This is a genomic window from Propionibacterium sp. (genome assembly GCF_047719395.1).
Lineage (GTDB): Bacteria > Actinomycetota > Actinomycetes > Propionibacteriales > Propionibacteriaceae > Propionibacterium.
The window spans coordinates 1-18,136 of sequence record NZ_JBDNTB010000032.1 but is presented as its reverse complement, the minus strand read 5'-3'; the positions used below and the strand labels follow the sequence as shown (position 1 = coordinate 18,136).

At 65.4% G+C, this 18,136-nt stretch carries 15 protein-coding genes; 3 read left to right on the top strand and 12 right to left on the bottom strand.

Translation table 11 applies throughout. The features are described 5' to 3' along the window. Window positions 1-14 precede the first annotated feature (14 nt). The 12 genes from pstB to typA all read right to left on the bottom strand — a co-directional run bounded on the left by pstB (window position 15) and on the right by typA (window position 13,714). The gene (gene pstB, locus ABF648_RS07140; protein ID WP_415631611.1) at window positions 15-794 is read right to left on the bottom strand and encodes a phosphate ABC transporter ATP-binding protein PstB; all 780 of its coding nucleotides are present in this window, start codon (window positions 792-794) and stop codon (window positions 15-17) included. 13 nt (window positions 795-807) lie between these two features. Further along, a complete protein-coding gene (pstA, locus tag ABF648_RS07135; RefSeq protein WP_415631610.1) occupies window positions 808-1,887 on the bottom strand; it encodes a phosphate ABC transporter permease PstA in 1,080 nt (359 codons plus the stop codon). A gap of 23 nt (window positions 1,888-1,910) precedes the next feature. Further along, window positions 1,911-2,876, bottom strand: coding sequence for a phosphate ABC transporter permease subunit PstC (gene pstC, locus ABF648_RS07130; RefSeq protein WP_415631609.1), 966 nt, complete (start codon window positions 2,874-2,876; stop codon window positions 1,911-1,913). A 152-nt stretch (window positions 2,877-3,028) separates the two neighbouring features. After that, window positions 3,029-4,123, bottom strand: a complete 1,095-nt coding sequence (pstS, locus tag ABF648_RS07125; RefSeq protein ID WP_415631608.1) for a phosphate ABC transporter substrate-binding protein PstS — start codon at window positions 4,121-4,123, stop codon at window positions 3,029-3,031. 174 nt (window positions 4,124-4,297) lie between these two features. Next, entirely contained in the window at window positions 4,298-5,191 is an 894-nt protein-coding gene (locus ABF648_RS07120; protein WP_415631607.1) for an NUDIX hydrolase, read from the bottom strand. 46 nt (window positions 5,192-5,237) lie between these two features. Next, complete coding sequence (locus tag ABF648_RS07115; protein WP_415631606.1) at window positions 5,238-7,430, bottom strand: RNA degradosome polyphosphate kinase; 2,193 nt, start codon at window positions 7,428-7,430, stop codon at window positions 5,238-5,240. Continuing rightward, on the bottom strand, window positions 7,427-8,353 hold the full coding sequence (gene mshD, locus ABF648_RS07110) for a mycothiol synthase (RefSeq protein WP_415631605.1): 927 nt from the start codon (window positions 8,351-8,353) through the stop codon (window positions 7,427-7,429). The genes ABF648_RS07115 and mshD overlap by 4 nt, the downstream gene beginning before the upstream one ends. Window positions 8,354-8,453: 100 nt before the next feature. Beyond that, complete coding sequence (locus tag ABF648_RS07105; RefSeq protein WP_415631604.1) at window positions 8,454-9,104, bottom strand: winged helix-turn-helix transcriptional regulator; 651 nt, start codon at window positions 9,102-9,104, stop codon at window positions 8,454-8,456. 104 nt (window positions 9,105-9,208) lie between these two features. Next, complete coding sequence (gene dtd / locus ABF648_RS07100; protein ID WP_415631603.1) at window positions 9,209-9,640, bottom strand: D-aminoacyl-tRNA deacylase; 432 nt, start codon at window positions 9,638-9,640, stop codon at window positions 9,209-9,211. A gap of 184 nt (window positions 9,641-9,824) precedes the next feature. After that, window positions 9,825-10,976, bottom strand: coding sequence for a YgfZ/GcvT domain-containing protein (locus ABF648_RS07095; protein WP_415631602.1), 1,152 nt, complete (start codon window positions 10,974-10,976; stop codon window positions 9,825-9,827). Further along, a complete protein-coding gene (locus ABF648_RS07090) occupies window positions 10,973-11,476 on the bottom strand; it encodes an FABP family protein (RefSeq protein ID WP_415631601.1) in 504 nt (167 codons plus the stop codon). Before ABF648_RS07090 ends, ABF648_RS07095 begins: the two co-directional genes overlap by 4 nt. A 363-nt stretch (window positions 11,477-11,839) precedes the next feature. After that, window positions 11,840-13,714 carry a translational GTPase TypA gene (gene typA / locus ABF648_RS07085; RefSeq protein ID WP_415631600.1) on the bottom strand — a complete coding sequence of 625 codons (1,875 nt, stop codon included), beginning with the start codon at window positions 13,712-13,714 and terminating at the stop codon, window positions 11,840-11,842. 722 nt (window positions 13,715-14,436) lie between these two features. Between typA and ABF648_RS07080 the strand changes: the two genes are divergently transcribed. The 3 genes from ABF648_RS07080 to ABF648_RS07070 all read left to right on the top strand — a co-directional run bounded on the left by ABF648_RS07080 (window position 14,437) and on the right by ABF648_RS07070 (window position 17,967). After that, on the top strand, window positions 14,437-15,390 hold the full coding sequence (locus ABF648_RS07080) for a L,D-transpeptidase (RefSeq protein WP_415631599.1): 954 nt from the start codon (window positions 14,437-14,439) through the stop codon (window positions 15,388-15,390). Window positions 15,391-15,435: 45 nt separating this feature from the next. Next, complete coding sequence (locus ABF648_RS07075; protein ID WP_415631598.1) at window positions 15,436-16,203, top strand: queuosine precursor transporter; 768 nt, start codon at window positions 15,436-15,438, stop codon at window positions 16,201-16,203. A 237-nt stretch (window positions 16,204-16,440) separates the two neighbouring features. Next, the gene (locus tag ABF648_RS07070; protein ID WP_415631597.1) at window positions 16,441-17,967 is read left to right on the top strand and encodes an aldehyde dehydrogenase family protein; all 1,527 of its coding nucleotides are present in this window, start codon (window positions 16,441-16,443) and stop codon (window positions 17,965-17,967) included. The last annotated feature ends 169 nt before the right edge of the window (window positions 17,968-18,136 follow it).

Here is an 18,136-nt window from a genome sequence, read left to right as displayed (position 1 = left end):
CTGGGCAGTACCGATCAGCCGAAACGGCCGGTGATGTAATCCTCGGTCTGCTTCTCCTTCGGCTTGGAGAAGATGGTTTCGGTGTCGTCGAACTCCACCAGGTGGCCCGGCAGGCCGGTGCCGTTGATGGTGAAGAAGCCGGTCTTCTCGCTCACCCGGGCGGCCTGCTGCATGTTGTGGGTGACGATGACGACCGTGTAGTCCTCCTTCAGCTCCTGGATGAGGTCCTCGATCGCCAGCGTGGAGATCGGGTCCAGGGCCGAGCAGGGCTCGTCCATCAGGAGCACCTCGGGCTGCACTGCGGTGGCCCGTGCAATGCACAGCCGCTGCTGCTGGCCACCGGAGAGGCTCGAACCGGGACGGTCCAGGCGGTCCTTGACCTCTTCCCACAGATTGGCCGACCTGAGCGATTTCTCGACCAGCTCGGTCTTCTGGGCGTGCGGCATGGACTTGTTGTTCAGCTGGATGCCGGCCAGCACATTCTCCCGGATCGACATGGTGGGGAAGGGGTTGGGCTGCTGGAAGACCATGCCCACCTGGCGGCGAACCCGCACCGGATCCACTGCCTTGTCGTAGAGATTGACGTCATCGAGCATGACCTTGCCGTCCACCCGGGCGCCCGGGGTGACCTCGAGCATCCGGTTCAGCGAGCGCAGCACGGTCGACTTGCCGCAACCCGAGGGCCCGATGAAGGCGGTGACCGAGCGGGGCTCGATCGTCATGTTCACATTCTCCACGGCCAGGAAATCCCCGTAGTGGATGTTCAGTTCCTTCAGTTCAATGCGCTTTGCCATGATGTCGAGTCCTTCACTTCTTGATCTTCGGGGCGAAACGGGCGGCGATGAACCGGCCGATGAGATTCAGCAGCATGACGATCAGGATCAGCACCAGAGCACCGGTCCAGGCCCTGTCGAAGAAGGGCTGCTGGGGCACGCCGGGCACCATCACCTGGTTGTAGACGAACACCGGGAGTGTGGTCATGGAGCCGTCGAAGGGGTTCGGATTCTTCCAGGTGACGAAGCCTGCGGTGATCAGCAGGGGAGCAGTTTCGCCGATGACCCGGGCGATGGCGATGACGATGCCCGAGACGATGCCGGACAGTGCAGTGGGGATGACCACCTTGGCGATGGTGCGCCACTTCGTCACGCCCAGCGCGTAGCTGGCCTCGCGCAGCGAATTGGGCACCAGGGAGAGCATCTCCTCGGCCGACCTCACGACGAAGGGGATCATCAGCACGCACAGTGCGATGGCACCGGTGATGCCCATCCTGGCGTGCGCCACCCCGACGATCAGCGAGAACAGCGAGAAGGCAAACAGGCCGGCGACGATGGAGGGGATGCCCGTCATCACGTCCACCAGCAGAGTGATCGCCCTGGACAGATGTCCCTTGCCGTACTCGACGAGGTAGATGGCGGTGAACAGCCCGATCGGCACCGAGATGATGGTGGCCAGCGCGGTGACGATCAACGTGCCCTGGATGGCATGCGCCGCGCCGCCGCCGGTGTTGATGACCCCCCACATGCTCTGGGAGAAGTAGGCGCCGTCGAAGCGGGTGATGCCTCGCTGGATGGTCTCGACGACCAACGAGATGAGCGGGATCACGGCGATGACGAAGGCCAGCACCACAAGGTCACGGACGAGACCATTCGTGGCCTGGCGGGCGCCCTCGACGGCCCGCAGCACGATGTTGTGCACTATCAGGTAGAGCACGACGCCGATCACGACGAGGCGGCCGATGTTGTTGGCCCCGGTGATCGCGTCGAAGACTGCGGTCACCGCGAGGCACAGGATCAGCAGGCCGATCGACGAGTACCGGGGCAATCTGGCGGCTGTCAGCGAATCGCTGAAGTCTTTCTTGGTGCTGGCTACCGGCTCTGACACTGACATCCTTTGTGAGGTGGGGTTGCTCATCAGTTCGCCCCCGAGAAGTCTGCCCGACGGGCCACGACCCAGCGGGAGACGAAGTTCACCAGGAAGGTGATGACGAACAGCACCAGGCCGGTGGCGATGAGCAGGTTGATGGTGAGCCCGGTGGCTTCCGGAAAGGACAGTGCGATGTTCGCGGCGATGGTGCCCGAGCTGGTCGAGGTGAGGATGCTGAACTGCACCACCCGCGCCGCCGACAGCACCATGGCAACGGCCATCGTCTCGCCGAGTGCGCGTCCCAGCGCCAGCATGGACGCTGAGATGATGCCCGACTGGGAGTAGGGGAAGACCACCTGGCGGATCATTTCCCAGCGGGTGGCGCCGAGGGCCAGGGAGGCCTCCATCTGCCGGCTGGGCACCTGCAGGAAGACCTCGCGGCACATCGAGGTGATGATCGGCAGCACCATCACGGCGAGCACCACGACAGCGGTCAGCATGGTGCGCCCGGTGCCGGAGACCCGGCCACCAAACAGCGGGATGAATCCGAAGTACTGGTTGAGCCAGTGCAGCACCGGCTGCATGGCCACCGAAAGGGTTTGCAGGCCCCACAGGCCGAAGACCACAGAGGGTACTGCGGCAAGCAGGTCGATGATGTAACCCAGGCCAGAGGCCAGCCGTCGCGGGGCGTACAGCGCGATGAACAGCGCGATCCCGACTCCCACGGGCACAGCGATGACCAGGGCCAGCACGGCGGAGTACAGCGTGCCGAACAGGAATGGCCCGACATACTGCAAGACATTGCCGTTGCTCCCATTACCCAACGCGAAATTGCCATTGCCGAATGCGGGAATTGCCTGGGCGATGAGGAAAATGGCCACGGCGGCGAGGATGACGACGATGAGAACGCCTGAGCCGGTCGAAAGGCCCTTGAAGACTGAGTCTCCGTGGCTCTTTTTCGCTGGTGTCAGCGTCTCGTCAGTCAGCGCCGGTATGGCGGTTTGCGACGACATCACATCTCCAATGCGGTGGGGGGAATTGTTGTGCGGATTTGTTGAGCTGCAAGCTGCTGGATATGCAAAGAGTTGGATATGGAAGCGGGGCGCTCGCCCGGCACATCTGGCCCGGGCGGGCGTCCCTACTGCCCATGATCAAGGCTGAGTGCTCACTTGATGGAGTTGACCGAGGCCTGGACCTTGGTCGCCAGCGAACTCGGCAGGGGTGCACTGCCGGCGTTCTGCTGGGCGACCTGCTGACCCTCGGAGCTGGCCACATAGCCGACATAGGCCTTCACCATGGCCGCCATGTTGGAGTCCTTGTACTGCTCGCAGGTGATCAGGTAGGAGACCAGCACGAAGGGATAGCCAGCGGCGGTACGGTCGAGCTGCAGCGAGACGTCGTGCTCGGGGCGGTTCGGCATGGTCGCGGACGCCTCGACGATCTGGGCCGCTGCCTCGGCGGTCGGACCGACGAAGTTGCCGGACGTGCCGAACTTGGCGGTGCTGAGGCCTTGCACCTGGGACTCATCGGCATAGCCGATGGTGCCATTGCCATTCTTCACCGAGGTGACGATGCCGGAGGTGCCGTTGGCTGATTCACCTGCGAAGCTGGTGGGCCAGGTCTGCGAGCCGGCCTCGGTCCACACATCGGGTGCGGTGGCGTGCAGGGTGTCGGTGAAGTTCTCGGTGGTGCCGGACTTGTCGGAGCGGTGCACGACCGTGATCGAGGTGGAGGGCAGATTGGCGCTCTGGTTGAGGGCCTTGATCGCCGGATCGTTCCAGGTGGTGATCTGACCGGCGAAGATCTTCGCGGTGGTCGCGGCGTCCAGATCGAGGTCGGTCACGCCGTCCACGTGGAAGACGATGGCGATCGGGGAGATGTACACGGGCAGGTTGAGCGCATTCGACGAGCTCGTGCAATTGCCGAAGGATCCGGCCTTCATGTCGGCATCGGTGAGCACTGCGTCGGAACCTGCGAAGGCGTCCGCGCCGCTCTTGAAGTCGCTCTGGCCCTGGCCGGAACCGCCGCCGCCGTAGCTGACCTTCATGTTCGGCTGGACGGTGGCGAACTTCGCCATCCATGCGGTCTGAGCCGCTGCCTGGGAGGTGGCGCCCGAACCGGCGAGGGTGCCGGTGAGCTGGGCCTGGGCGGATGAGCCGCTGCCTGCCGGAGCGGAATTTGACGGGCCCTCGCTGCCGCAGGCAGCCAGAGCGAGTGAACTCAATGCGGCGACTGCCGCGATGATGACCTTGCGATTCATCGGCACGATGAAGTCCTTCTGACGTGTGGGGGCCAGACCTGCAACGCAGGCCTCCCGGGGGCTTCGATTGCCCACCCTCGATCACGCTAGGGGCGACATGTGTCCTCGCGGCAGGTAGAAGGTGAACGCAGGGTTAACAAATGGTGGAGCTCAGGCAATCAGTGATAATGATTCTCATATCTCGGAGGGGTATGTCTCCACCTGCGCCGGAAGGCCCTCGGCGTCCAGGTGCAACACCTGGCACTGCGCGGGCGACATCGACTCGACCTCCAGGCCCAGACCCCTCTGCATCGTCGGCAGCACCGGCCGATGTCCGCACACCACAAGGGATTTTACGGGGTCGGCCACTGCGCGGGCGCGCAGCTGGCCCATCAGCGCCGAGACCTCGGCATCATGCCCCTTGGCGCCCTCCTCGCTGAGCAGTGGCACCAGTTCGGGTTCAATGCCCAGCTGTTCGGCAGCAGGTTGAACAGTGTGCACACAGCGCGTCGAGGTGGACGACACGATCGTGTTGATGCCATAGGCCTCGAACAGCCCGATCAGCGCCTTGGCCTGGTGCCGGCCCCGGGTGGCCAGGGTGCGGAGCCTGTCGTCCTTGCGCCAGTTCTTGCGGGCCTTCGCCTTGGCGTGACGTACCAGGATGAGTGTGCCGCCAGTGGGACGCTCGGCCGTCTCGGCGGCCTGGGTCAGCAGTTCGCGCTCGTCGGGGTAGCTGAGCATCTGGTGTGCCAGCGACAGGGTGGGCCAGGCCAGCTCGTCGCACTCGTCGTCATGGACGGGATTGGTGGGCCCCACCTGTTCGCCCAGCCACCACCACACGCGCTTGGAGCCGGAGCCCACCTCGTAGTCCAGGCAGGGCAGCGGCCTGCCGAGCCGCAGGTGCACGCCGGTCTCCTCCTCGACCTCACGCACCGCGGTGACGGGCAGGTACTCGTGGTGGTGCGGCTTGCCCTTGGGCAGCGTCCAGTCGTCGTATCCCGGGCGGTGCTCCAGCAGCACACGGCGGCCATTCCCTGCACCGCGGAAGACGATCGCTCCGGCGGCGCGGACATCTGGTTTCGAGCTCATCGGCCTGCTTCTGGATTCGTGGCCACTGTCCTCAGGATCGGCGCATTCATCGGTTCTGCACGACGCCCGGACGCTGGAAGTACAGCGTGCGGCGCTCCGGGTCGGCGTGAAATTGACGGCGGCGCTTGGAGGTCTGCGAGATGAGGAATTCTTGCAGGTCGAGTTTCGGCTTGCCGGCAGCGTCGGTGGTCTCCGGTGTCCAGGTGCGGTCGACGAGCTTCCAGGACACCGTACCGGGGTCGAAGGCCATGTCGAACAAATTGTTGATCTCGGCGATGTGCCTGGGGTTGTTGATCGACACGATCACCTCGACGCGGCGGTCAAGATTGCGGTGCATCAGATCAGCCGAGCCGATGCCGACCCGCGGCTTGCCGGCGTTCTCGAACCAGAACAACCGGGAGTGCTCCAGGAAACGGCCGAGTATCGAGATCACCCGGATGTTCTCGCTCATACCGGGGATGCCCGGGCGGATTCCGCAGATGCCGCGCACCCACAGCTGCACCGGCACACCGGCCTGGGAGGCGCGGTAGAGGGCGTCGATGACGGCCTCGTCGATGATCGAGTTGACCTTGATCCTGATCCGCGCGGGCAGGCCTTTGGCCTTGTTGTCGATCTCGTGCTGGATGGATTCCAGCAGGCCGGTGCGCACGCCGTGGGGGGCCACCAGCAGCCGGCGGTAGCGCGACTCCTGGGTCATCCCCGACAGGTGGTTGAACAGCCTTGCGACGTCCTCGGTGATGATCGGATTGCAGGTGAGCAGGCCCATGTCCTCGTACTGGCGGGCGGTCTTCGGGTTGTAGTTGCCGGTACCGATGTGGGCATAGCGACGCAGCCCCTCGGGCTCGTCGCGCACCACCAGGATGAGCTTGCAGTGCGTCTTGAGGCCCACCATGCCGTAGACCACGTGCACTCCGTGGCGCTCCAGCTTGCGGGCCCAGGCGATGTTGTTCTGTTCGTCGAAGCGAGCCTTGATCTCCACCAGAGCGAGCACCTGCTTGCCCGCCTCGGCGGCCTCGATGAGGGCGTCGATGATGGGGGAGTCGCCGCTGGTGCGGTAGAGAGTCTGCTTGATGGCCAGCACGTGCGGGTCGGCGGCGGCCTGTTCGACGAATCGCTGCACGCTGGTGGCGAAGGAGTCGTAGGGGTGCTGCAGCAGCACATCGCGATTCTTGATCGCCTTGAACAGATCGGCTGAACTGGAGGTCTCCACCGGCGCCAGATCGGGATGAGTCTTGGGCAGGAAGTTCGGGTACTTCAGCGACTCGCGGTCCACATCGGCGATCGCGAACAGCGCGGTGAGGTCCAGCGGCGCGGGTAGCTTGAAGATCTCCTTGGGGCCCACGTCGAGTTCACCGGCGAGCAGCTCCAGGAGGTCGTCCTGGATTTTCTCCTCGACCTCCAGGCGCACCGGCGGGCGCCCGACCTTGCGGTGCAACAGCTCCTTCTCGAGGGCGAACAGCAGATTCTCTGCGTCGTCCTCCTCCACCTCGATGTCCTCATTGCGGGTCACCCGGAAGATCGAGGACTGCAGCACCTCCATGCCCGAGAACAGTTCGGTGAGGTGGTGGACGATGACATCCTCCAGCGGCACGAAGCGGGTGGCGCTGAGCGGCACGAGCCGGTCGAGCACGCTGGGCACCTTGATGCGGGCGAACTGACGCAGGCCGGTTTCCGGGTTGTGCAGCAGCACCGCCACATTCAGCGACAGCCCTGAGATGTAGGGGAAGGGGTGCGAGGGATCCACCGCGAGTGGGGTGATGACCGGGAAGATGCGTTCGGCGAACAGCTCGTGCATCCGGCGGATCTCGTCGTCGGTGAGCTGGCTCCAGCGCAGCAGCTCGACGCCATTGGCGGTGAGCTCTGGCAGTACCTGCTTCTGGAAGACGCGGGCCTGGGTGGCCACCAGCTCGTGGGTGCGGGTGAGAATCGCGTCGTGCAGCTCGCGGGGCATCATGCCGGTGATCGAGGGCACTGCCACTCCGGCGTCGATACGGCGTTTGAGGCCTGCGACGCGGACCATGAAGAATTCGTCGAGGTTGGAGCTGAAGATGGCGAGGAATTTCGCGCGCTCCAGCAGCGGGATGCGGGTGGAGTCCCTGGCCAGGTCGAGCACGCGGTTGTTGAAGGACAGCCAGCTCATCTCGCGTTCGCTGAAGCAATCGGCGGGAAGCTTGGCCAATTCGATCTCGTGGCCTGCGGTGGCGTGGCCGTCCCGCGTGGACGAGGCCTGCTCACTCATTCGGTAGCTCCTGCTTTTTCGGTAGCTCCTGCTTTTGTTGCGTAGGCGGTGTCGGTGGACACGACGGAGAACCCCGCCCTGCGGTACATCTGGACGACTCTGGGCTGGGAGGCCTCGACATACAGGTCGATCGCCTCGACACCTTGGGCCTGCATGAGCACAATACCGGCATCCAGCAGGGCCCGGCCGATACCCCTGCGCTCGTGATCGGGATCGACGCCAATCACATAGACCTCGCCTCGGCGGACTTCGGGGCTGCCACTTTCCGGGCTCTCGACCTTGGTCCAGTGGAAGCCGACAAGCGAGCCGGCTTGGTCGCGGACGACCAACAGACCCTCGGGATCGAACCAGTCCTGGGACATCCGCACCCGCGCGTCGCGGGCGGTCATGGCGCCCTGCTCGGGGTGGTGCGCGAAGGCGGCGTGATTCACCTCGACGAGCCGGTTGAGGTCTTCGTCGCGGTAGTGGTCCAGGCTCAGATCGGCGGGCAGCTGGGCGTCGTGCGGCTGGTCCAGCGGCATCGGCAGGCTCATCTTCAGCAGGCTGCGCACCGGCACCAGGTGCAGCCGTGCTGCGAAGGCACGGGCGCCGAGCAAATCGCCGAAGGCCCACCACTGCGCGTCCTGCGGAGGGCGGACCGCCTTGGCCAGCAGCATGCCGATGCCGCGACGGCGATGGTCCGGGCGCACCATCAGCTGCACCGTGCGCTCCCGGGAATCCCACTGCGCATAGCCGATGAAGCTGTCGTCCTCGCGCACCAGCCAGTGGGTGCTCGTGGCGTTCACGGCGTCCAGGGCCAGTCGTGCGGATTCGTTGAGCGGGCTCACCTGATCGATCTGCTCGCACTCGTGTGCGAGCCGGAGCACCAGCTGACGGTCGTGCTGGTCGAGGTGGTTGACATCGGGGATCAGAGTGGCGCTCATGGGCCCAAGCCTAAGGGTGGGCCCTGACGGGTGCGAGTCGTGCGTCTGCAGCGGGTTCGGCCCAGGCCAGTTCAGCCAGCGCGGTTCGAAGCGAGTGAATTCAACGCTGAGGGTTGAACCGGTAGCCGACATTGCGCACGGTGCCGATGTAGGAGTCGTACTCGGCACCGAGCTTGGCGCGCAGCCGCCGCACATGCACGTCGACCGTGCGGGTGCCGCCGTAGTAGTCGTAACCCCAGACCTTCTTCAGCAGGTCCTCGCGGGTGAGCACCCGGCCGGGGTGTCGCACCAGGAATTTGAGCAGCTCGAACTCGGTATATGTCAGGTCGAGCGGCTCGCCGTTGACCGTGGCGGTGTATGCGGCCTCGTCGATGACGATCGATCCGCCGCTGATCGTGGTGTGGGTGGCTCCGGTGAGCAGCAGGCGCAGGCGGGCGTCCCATTCGGCCGGTTCGGCGCCCTCCACGATGAACTCGGTGATGCCCCAGTCGGGGTTGAGCACCGACAGACCCTGCGGTGGCACGAACAACAGCAACGGCTTGTTGAGTGCCGCGGAGGTCAGCAGCTGGCAGGTGACGCGGGTGGATGCGAGATCACCGCGGCCATCGATGATGACGATGTCCACATCGGCCGCCGCAAGGACAGCCTTGTCGCCGCCCTGCACGCGGGAGATCGAATGGCCCAGCAGCGCGAGGGCCTCGGGAATGGACTTGGGATCGGTGGCCGGTGAGACGAACAACGCATCGCTCATCGCTACCTCTCTCCTCGAAGACCCTCAAATGCGGACCCAATGTCACCAGAATAGTGGTGAGAAGCTCTTTCGGGTGTGAGGAGGGTCGTCATCGGCCGCGTCGCTCAGACCTGTGAGTCCAGAAGGATGGTCACCGGACCGTCGTTGACGAGGCTCACCTGCATGTCCGCACCGAATCGTCCAGTCTCCACATGGGCGCCCAGAGCGCGCAGCCGGGTCACGTAGGCATCCACCAGTGGCTCGCTGACATCGCCTTTTGCTGCGGCCGACCAGCTCGGCCGGCGTCCCTTGCGGGTGTCGGCGTAGAGGGTGAATTGGCTGACCACCAGGATCGGTGCCGCCAGGTCGCTGGCCGACAACTCGCCGTGCAGGATGCGCAGCGTCCAGGTTTTCGCTGCAAGCTTGTGGGCAGTGGCCTCGTCGTCGCCGTGGGTGACGCCGACCAGGGCCACCAGCCCGGGTGCCGGCAGCGAGCCGACCACCTGCTGGTCGATGGCCACGGAGGCGGACAGGACTCGCTGCAACAGGACGCGCATGCCCGAATCGTGCCACGGCAGGTGTTCGGTGGGTCAGGCTCTTGGTATGGGTGGCGCCAGGCCAATCCGTGCGGAATCCGGCGCGGGTGGGCTCCCAGGGCGATTCCTGGGTCGTTACGACGAGCGCGAGATGGATTTCACACGGTTTCGCGGCGATCTCGCCGGACGTGGGATCGGTGCCGGATCAGTGCGGGCGGAGTTCACGCCCCGGGGTCAGGTGCAGGCCGATGTCGGGATCGACGATGACCTCCTGGGCAGCGGCGATTCCGTCGACGACCAGCTCGGCATCCACCGGGACTGCGCGATTGACCAGGGCCAGCGCAAGGGGGCCCTCCTCGTGGTGCATGGCGCTGGCACCCGCACGCCCGCAGGCCTTGCCCGCCCGCTGGATCGGAGCACCAATCCCGGGAAGCCGGTTCATCGAGCCGTCGAGCAGCAATCGCACCAGGCGGCGTGGCGGGCGGCCGAGATTGTGCACCCGGGCCACGGTCTCCTGGCCGGTGTAACAGCCCTTGCCAAGTTCGGTTGCGTAGAGCCCGAGCTCATTGGGCAGGGTGCGCTCATCGGTGTCGACACCGATCCGGGGCACACCTGCGGCGCTTCGCTCGGCCTCCCAGGCCCACATGCCGGCCCCGCGACCGCCCTTCTCGGCGAGGTCTGACACGACTGCCTCGGACATCCGAGGTGTGTTCGCGCTGGTTCCAACGGCCTCACCGCCGGGCGCCGAGAGCTTGCACAACCTCAGCATGCCGGGCCCGAAGGGCGCTGCCACATCGGGGGCAACCGCTTCCGGCAGACCGGCTTCGCCACGCAACTTCTCCCCGATCCACATCGGCACGACGTCGGGTCGGGGAAGGACCTCGACCTTCATCCGGAAGCGCATCGAGTTCAGGTAGTCGCCGAGCCGCACATTGCCGGTATCGCCCTGTGGGGTGAGCGGAGTCGAGGTCACCGGCCCCCCGTGGTCGGTGGAACCGGCCGTTGAGGTCCTGGACCCGGGCATTTCCGCATTTGCGGTTGTGTGGCCGGGCTCACCGGCCAACCACAGCTGTTCCCCGTCCTCGACGGCAAGCACCCAGTGCTGCACGTGACCCGTGGGCCCCAGCAGCAATGCCTGCACGCTGTCGCCGGCCCCCAGACCGAGAAAACGCCCGCTGCTCAGAGAGTTGAGCCATTCCAGTCGATCAGCGCCGGCAACGGTGAGCACCTCGCGGCCACCCAACTCAACCACCGCCAAGCCCTGCTCGAAGGCCTTCTGCTCGGCGAAGGGATCACCGCGGTGCCACAGCAGGCCGGCATCGGGTCCCTGCCCAACCAGCACCGCAGACCCACTCATCGGGTCACCCTGTGCAGCTGCGCCCACATGTAGGGCTGCAGCGGGACTTCCCTGGCGGCACGGTCGAAGCTCCACATCAAATCGCCCTCGACATTGCCGTACAGCCGCTCGCCGCCGGTGTACTCAAGCGCCGAGTTCGTGGTGCACATCACGACATCGGTGACGAGTTCGATCTTCGCGCCGTCGATCCTGCCGGCCCACACCTCGCTCCAGCCCTGCGGATCGCTGAGCACGAGCTCGATCGAGCCGTCGGACTGGGGCCGCCAGAAACCGGTCTCCATACCCATCGCCGCCTGCGGCACGCCATTCCCATCGGTCGAATAGGTCTGGCAGATGTAGTGCAGGTAGGGTTGTCCGTTGGTCGCGAACTCGATCGTCTGGCCGAACTCGAAGTCACCGCGATCGGGCCAGTTGCCGTGCCCGCTGCCCTCCCAGCGGCCGATCAGCCACGCCAGCGGCATGAGTGCGGGGTGGAGATCAGCGGGAATCTCGAACGGCATGGACGCGCCTCCTGTAGTTCGACGGACGTGGCCGAACACCGGTGGAGGGCCGTCGCTCACGCCGTGCCAACCACCGAAGCACCACACTGAGCAGACCGATCCCCACGGCAGCCACGACCGCCACCGCGACGAGCAGTATCACCAGAGCCAGCATTGCCACCCCGAGAGCTTAGCGAGGCAGCAACCCAAGCCAAGCTCGATTCGCTGCAAGCACTCGGGCGGGATCCTTCCGGAGTGCCGCCGAGGGCCGGATGCTGCACCACACCGTGCGGAATCCATTGCCGTTGGCAAATGGCCCCGACCACGGAGAGCCATCCCGTGCCGAAGACCGCTCGGTCATGTCACAGGACTTGGCTTCACGCATTACTTGGCGTCGTGGCTCTTGGCCTTGATGCGCACCTTGGCACGGTCGCGGGCATCCAGAACCACCTTGCGCACTCGCACCACGGCAGGAGTGACCTCAAGGCACTCGTCGGCGGCGCAGTACTCCAGGGACTGCTCGAGACTCATCCTGCGCGGCGGGATCAACCGCTCCAGCTCATCGCCCGTGCTGGAGCGCACATTGGTGAGGTGCTTCTCCTTGGTCGGGTTGACGTCCATGTCGTCGGGGCGGGCGTTCTCGCCCACCACCATGCCCTCGTACACGTCGTCGCCGGGGCCCACGAACAGTTCGCCGCGCTCCTGAAGGTTGAACAGCGCGTAGCTGGACACCACGCCCTGGCGATCGGCGACCAGCGAGCCGGTGGGGCGAGAACGCATCTCGCCGGCCCAGCGCGCGAAGCCCTCGAAGACGTGGTTCATGATGCCGGTGCCCCGGGTGGAGGTGAGGAATTCGGTGCGGAAACCGATCAGCCCGCGCGAGGGCACCACATACTCCATGCGCACCCAGCCGGAGCCGTGGTTGACCATCTGGTCCATGGTGCCCTTGCGGGTGCCCATCATCTCGGTGACAACGCCCAGGAACTCCTCGGGCACATCCACGGTGAGCCGCTCGGTGGGCTCCATGAGCACGCCGTTCTCATCGCGGTGGGTGACCACCTCGGGCTTGCCCACGGTCAGCTCGAAGTTCTCGCGGCGCATCATCTCGACCAGCACGGCCAGCTGCAGCTCACCGCGTCCCTGCACCTCCCAGGTGTCGGGACGATCGGTCGGCAGAACCTTGATCGACACATTGCCGATCAGCTCCTGGTCGAGCCGGTTCTTCACCAGCCGCGCGGTGAGGTTCTTGCCGGACTTGCCCGACAACGGCGAGGTGTTGATGCCCAGCGTCATGGACAGTGAGGGCTCATCCACGTGGATCAGCGGCAGCGGCTGGGGATTGTCGGGATCGCTGATGGTCTCCCCGATGGTGATGTCCGGGATACCGGCGATGGCGATGATGTCGCCGGGGCCTGCGGTCTCGACCGACTTGCGGTCCAGCGCGTCGGTCATCAGCAGCTCGGAGAGCTTCACATTCTGCACCGAGCCGTCGCGGCGGCACCAGGCCACCGTCTCGCCGCGCTTGATGGTGCCCTCGACGATCCGGCACAGCGCCAGACGCCCGAGATAGGGCGAGGAGTCGAGGTTGGTGACATGCGCCTGGAGCGGAGCGCCCTCGTGATAGGTCGGCGCCGGGATCGACTTCTCGATCACGTCGAACAGCGGCTGCAGATCCTTCGAGTCGGGCAACCCGCCGTTCTCGGGCTTCTCCAGTGAGGCGATGCCGGCCTTGGCCGAGCAGTAGACGATCGGGAAATCGAGCCCAGTCTCGTCGCCCTCGTCGATGAGGTCCATGAACAGCTCATAGGCCTCCTCGACCACCTCGTCGATCCGGGCGTCGGGGCGGTCCACCTTGTTGATCACCAGGATGATCGGCAGTTTCTTGTTCAGCGCCTTGCGCAGCACGAAACGGGTCTGCGGCAGCGGCCCCTCGGAGGCGTCCACCAGGAGCAGCACGCCGTCGACCATCTCCAGACCGCGCTCCACCTCGCCCCCGAAGTCGGCGTGGCCGGGGGTGTCGATGATGTTGAGGGTGAGCGTGCGGCCATCGGTCATGGTGTGCTTGACGGCAGTGTTCTTCGCGAGGATGGTGATGCCCTTCTCGCGCTCGAGGTCCATCGAGTCCATCACGCGGTTCTCGACATCACTGCCCTCGCGGAACGCTCCGGACTGCCACAGCATGGCGTCGACGAGCGTGGTCTTCCCGTGGTCGACGTGGGCGATGATGGCGACATTGCGCAGATCCTGACGTACAGGCATGGAACTCCGAACTGATGTGGACGAGGGGTAAAGCGGCACAGGGGCGGTCGCATGGGCAGACCGCATCGCGTCGATTCTATGCGGAGGGGCGCAACTGGGCGATCCAGGTCTCCGGGCCACCGCCCGGCCGCAGGTCCGTGGATCGCGATTCTCGCGCCCGGGACACTGAAGCGCTCGGGACACCGAAGGCGGAAGACAAGACAGAAGGACATCGGCTCAGTGGTGGCGGGGCGAAGGGTAATCGGTGAGCACTTCACCGAGCATGTTCGTCGGAGCAGGACGGTTCTGGATCATCAGGGAATCGCTCCCCTGCCTGTTCCATGACGAAAACAACCCGGGACTGCCGCAATGATCCCCTCGACATCTCACTGCCGAGGCCTCTGGGGACGCGACACCACGCCGAGGGACGCACACGGCCGTCCCACCAGCACATCCGCGGTGTTGTCCTGCCCTGCGGCGTGCTCCTGTGGATTCCCTGGATTGCCTGACTACCCTACTGATAGCGTCTTCTGCCGCGTGGGCCCAGATCTTGGCCACAACTGGCCACTGCGCGGCATTTCCCGACGCGCCATCGAGTGGAGGATTGTCGTGCACTTTGCCGCGTGGAATTCGAGGCCTGTGCGATGAATCCGTCCGCGCCGCCGACCCCGAGCGGTCAGCCGCCGAGGAGGGGCCAGGATTCTGGCCCCGAGCACGCGCAGGCAACCGGTTCTCATCGGGCGGTGCCGCCTCAGCCAGTCCCGAAAGCGGTGTACATGCGTCGCCGGAGCGTTGCTCTTTTCGGTCTGCTCGCCGCGATCGCGATCATCGTGGCGGCGATTTCGGTGCCGGTGCACATCCACTCCAAGAGCGCAGCGAAGGCGCACGCCGCAGCCCTGGCGCAGTGCCAGTCCGACGAATCGTCGTTCAACACGACGCTGGCCCAGCTGCATGACGCCTCCGGACAGGGCCAGCAGGGCAGTGCGGCCGGTACCGGGGACCCGGGAACCATCGCCGACCTGAAGTCGCTGTACTCCAGCACCGAGGAGCACAAGCCCGCGGCCTGCTCGCAATCGGCGTCCACCGATGCCCTGCACCAGAGTTCCACCGGCTACACCGATGCCACCTCGGCCATGCAGGCCAAGATCGACGGCGCCAAGAAGGGCTCCTGCGTCAGCTCCGATCAGGCTTCGGCTGCTCCGTCAGCCTCTGCGTCGCCGTCGTCGGGGGCATCCTGCGAAGCCAAGAAGGACACCACGGTGGACCAGACGCTGGACTGGGTCTCGCCCTCGGGTGGCACCCAGCCTGACCTGTCGAAGGTGCCCGATCTGCACATCCACGTGTCGCTGGAGGACCAGCGGGTCTATGTGATGAGCGGGTCGAAGGTGATCTACACGATGATCTGCTCCAGCGGCGTGGGTGATGACACGCCCACCGGCGACTATCAGGTGCAGAACCGCGGCACCACCTTCTACAACGGCTCCGAGGGTATGGGTGCCAACTACTGGGTGTCGTGGAAGGACTGGGGTGTCTTCCTGTTCCACTCGGTGCCCATCGACCAGAACGGGCAGTACATCGAATCCGAGGCGCAAAAGCTCGGGAACAAGGCATCCAACGGCTGTGTGAGGCTGACCGTCGACGACGCCAAGTGGTTCTACGAGCAACTTCCCGAGAACACCCCGGTGCACGTCGACTGAGCGCGGCGATTCCGGCCAGCACCACTCCCCGTAGACTCCTGGCACGTGACAAGCGCCGTTCAACCCACGCCCAGCACCCCCGAGCTCACCAGACGAGCACCCGTTGTCTACGCCGACACCGGCTCGAAGATCTATGCCGTGATGCTGGCGATGCTGTGCGTCGTGATCGTGCTGTCGGGCATCGGGGCCTCCAAGGGCGTCGCCTTCGGCCCGATCATCACCGACGGGGCCTTCTTCATCTTCCCGCTGAGCTACATCCTCGGCGACTCGATCACCGAGATCTATGGGCCGCAGGCGGCCAAGCGGGCCATCATCATGGGCTTCATCGTCAACGCCGCTGCTGCCGGGGTGTACTGGATCATCATCGCGCTGCCAGGCCTCGGAGACGACTACGCGCATGAGAAGCAGCAGGCGATCACCAATGCGCTCGGCCCGGTCTGGCAGATCGTGCTGGCGAGCATGGTCGGTTTCGCCGGCGGCCAGACGGTGAATTCGCTCATCATGTGGTTCGGCAAGCGCCGCAACAAGGAGAAGGGCCTGTTCGCGCGGCTGGCATCGTCCACCGGGCTCGGCGAGCTGGTCGACACCGTGCTGTTCTGCACCATCGCGGCGCCGGTGATCGGGCTGGTCGGATGGAAGCAGTGGGCCAACTACACGGTGGTCGGCTACCTGTACAAGATCGCCGTGCAGTACGCCGTGATGCCGATCACCGCCTGGGCCATCCGTGCGATCAAACGCCGGGAGCCGAGTTACCAGGCGGGCCTGCAGGTGATTGCGCGCGAAGGCGCGCCGGTGGGGATTGCCGGTCAGTGATGCGCCGTTGAGCTCCGGAACCAGCATCGTTGCCGCCATGAGCGCCGAATCGATCAAGCTGCCACCACTGATCGCCGGAAGCTGACAAAGAGCACACCTTTGTCCTTCTCACCTAGCCAGTGAGTTATCGTGGGGAGCGTCCGAGGAGTTCCCGTGCTGGCCAAGGGCGGCCAGCAGCGCGATCTCGGTATCGATGGCGCGGATGCCATCCGAAATGGTTCCAATGGAGGAGCACGAATGTCACAGACACTGAGCGACAACAAGGAAAAGACGCAGAAGTTCACCCTGTCGACAGACAACTACGGCATGTACATCGACGGTGAATGGCGGCAGGCTTCCGACGGCGCCACACTGGCGGCCTTCGATCCCGCGCACGGCACACCGCTCGCACAGATCCCCGATGCCACCGAACAAGATGTCCACGATGCCACCAAGGCTGCGCGCGCTGCATTCAGCGGTTGGGCGGACACTCCGGTTCCGGCCCGCTCGCAGGCCCTGCTCGACATCGCCGACCTCATCGAGGCCAACGTCCAGTACCTGGCCACCGTCGAGTCGCTGGACAACGGCAAACCGATCCGCGAGACCAGCAATGCCGACATCCCGTTGGCGGTCGATCACTTCCGCTACTTCGCCGGCTGCATGCGCGCCGACGAGGGCGCGTCCACGATGATCGACAAGAACACCCTCAACATCATCCTGCGCGAGCCGCTCGGCGTGATCGGGCAGATCGTGCCGTGGAACTTCCCCTTCTTGATGGCCGCCTGGAAGCTGGCGCCGGCGTTGGTGGCGGGCAACACCATCGTCTTCAAGCCCTCGAGCGCCACCTCGCTGTCGGTGCTGGAGCTGGCGCGCCTGATCGATGAGGCGGGCATCCTGCCCAAGGGCGTGTTCAACGTGATCACCGGCGCCGGCTCAAGGGCGGGGGAGTACATCCTGCACGCCGATGTGGACAAACTGGCCTTCACCGGTTCCACCGAGGTCGGCCGCAAGGTGGCCATGGCAGCAGCCGAGAAGATCATTCCGGCGACCTTGGAGCTCGGCGGGAAGAGCGCCAATGTCTTCTTCGATGACGCCGATCCGCAGACCGCCGTCAACGGCGTCGAGATGGGCATCCTGTTCAACCAGGGTCAGGTGTGCTCGGCCGGTTCCCGGATCTTCGTGCAGCAGTCCAAGCTGGACGACTTCATGAATCTGTTGAAGGACTCCTTCTCCAAGGTGCAGATCGGCGATCCCTTGGATCCGGCCACTGAGATGGGCGCCCAGATCAATGGCACCCAGCTCGACAAGATCCTCACGTACGTGGAGATCGGACGCGAGGAGGGCGCCGAGGTTGCCATCGGCGGCGAGCGGATCAATGACGGCGAAATGGGCAAGGGCGTCTACATGGCGCCCACGCTGCTGGTCGGAAACAACGACATGCGGGTGGCACGCGAGGAGATCTTCGGGCCGGTCGGCGTGGTGATCCCCTTCAAGGACGAGGACGATGTGGTGGCCATGGCCAATGATTCGGCCTACGGCCTGGGCGGCGGTGTGTTCTCCAAGAGCCTCGAGCGGGCCATCCGGGTGGCCACGCGGGTGCGTACCGGGCGCATCTGGGTCAACCAGTACAACTCCTTCCCTGCCGGGGCGCCCTTCGGCGGCTACAAGGAGAGCGGCATCGGTCGCGAGACCCACAAGATGATCCTCGATGCCTACCAGCAGACGAAGAACATCCTGGTGAACCTGTCTGCCGAGCCTGCGGGGTTGCCATTCGCCGCGAAGTGAGCGTGTAGGCGTACGGCAAGTTCAGAGTGCGTCAGTAATAAAGAGGTGGGGGGGGGGGGGGGGGGGCGCCCCCCCCCCGCGGGGGGGGGGGGCGGGGGGGGGGGGGGGGGGCCCCCCGGGGGCCCCGCCCGCCGGGGGGGGGTGGGGGGGGCGCGGCCGGGGGGGGCCC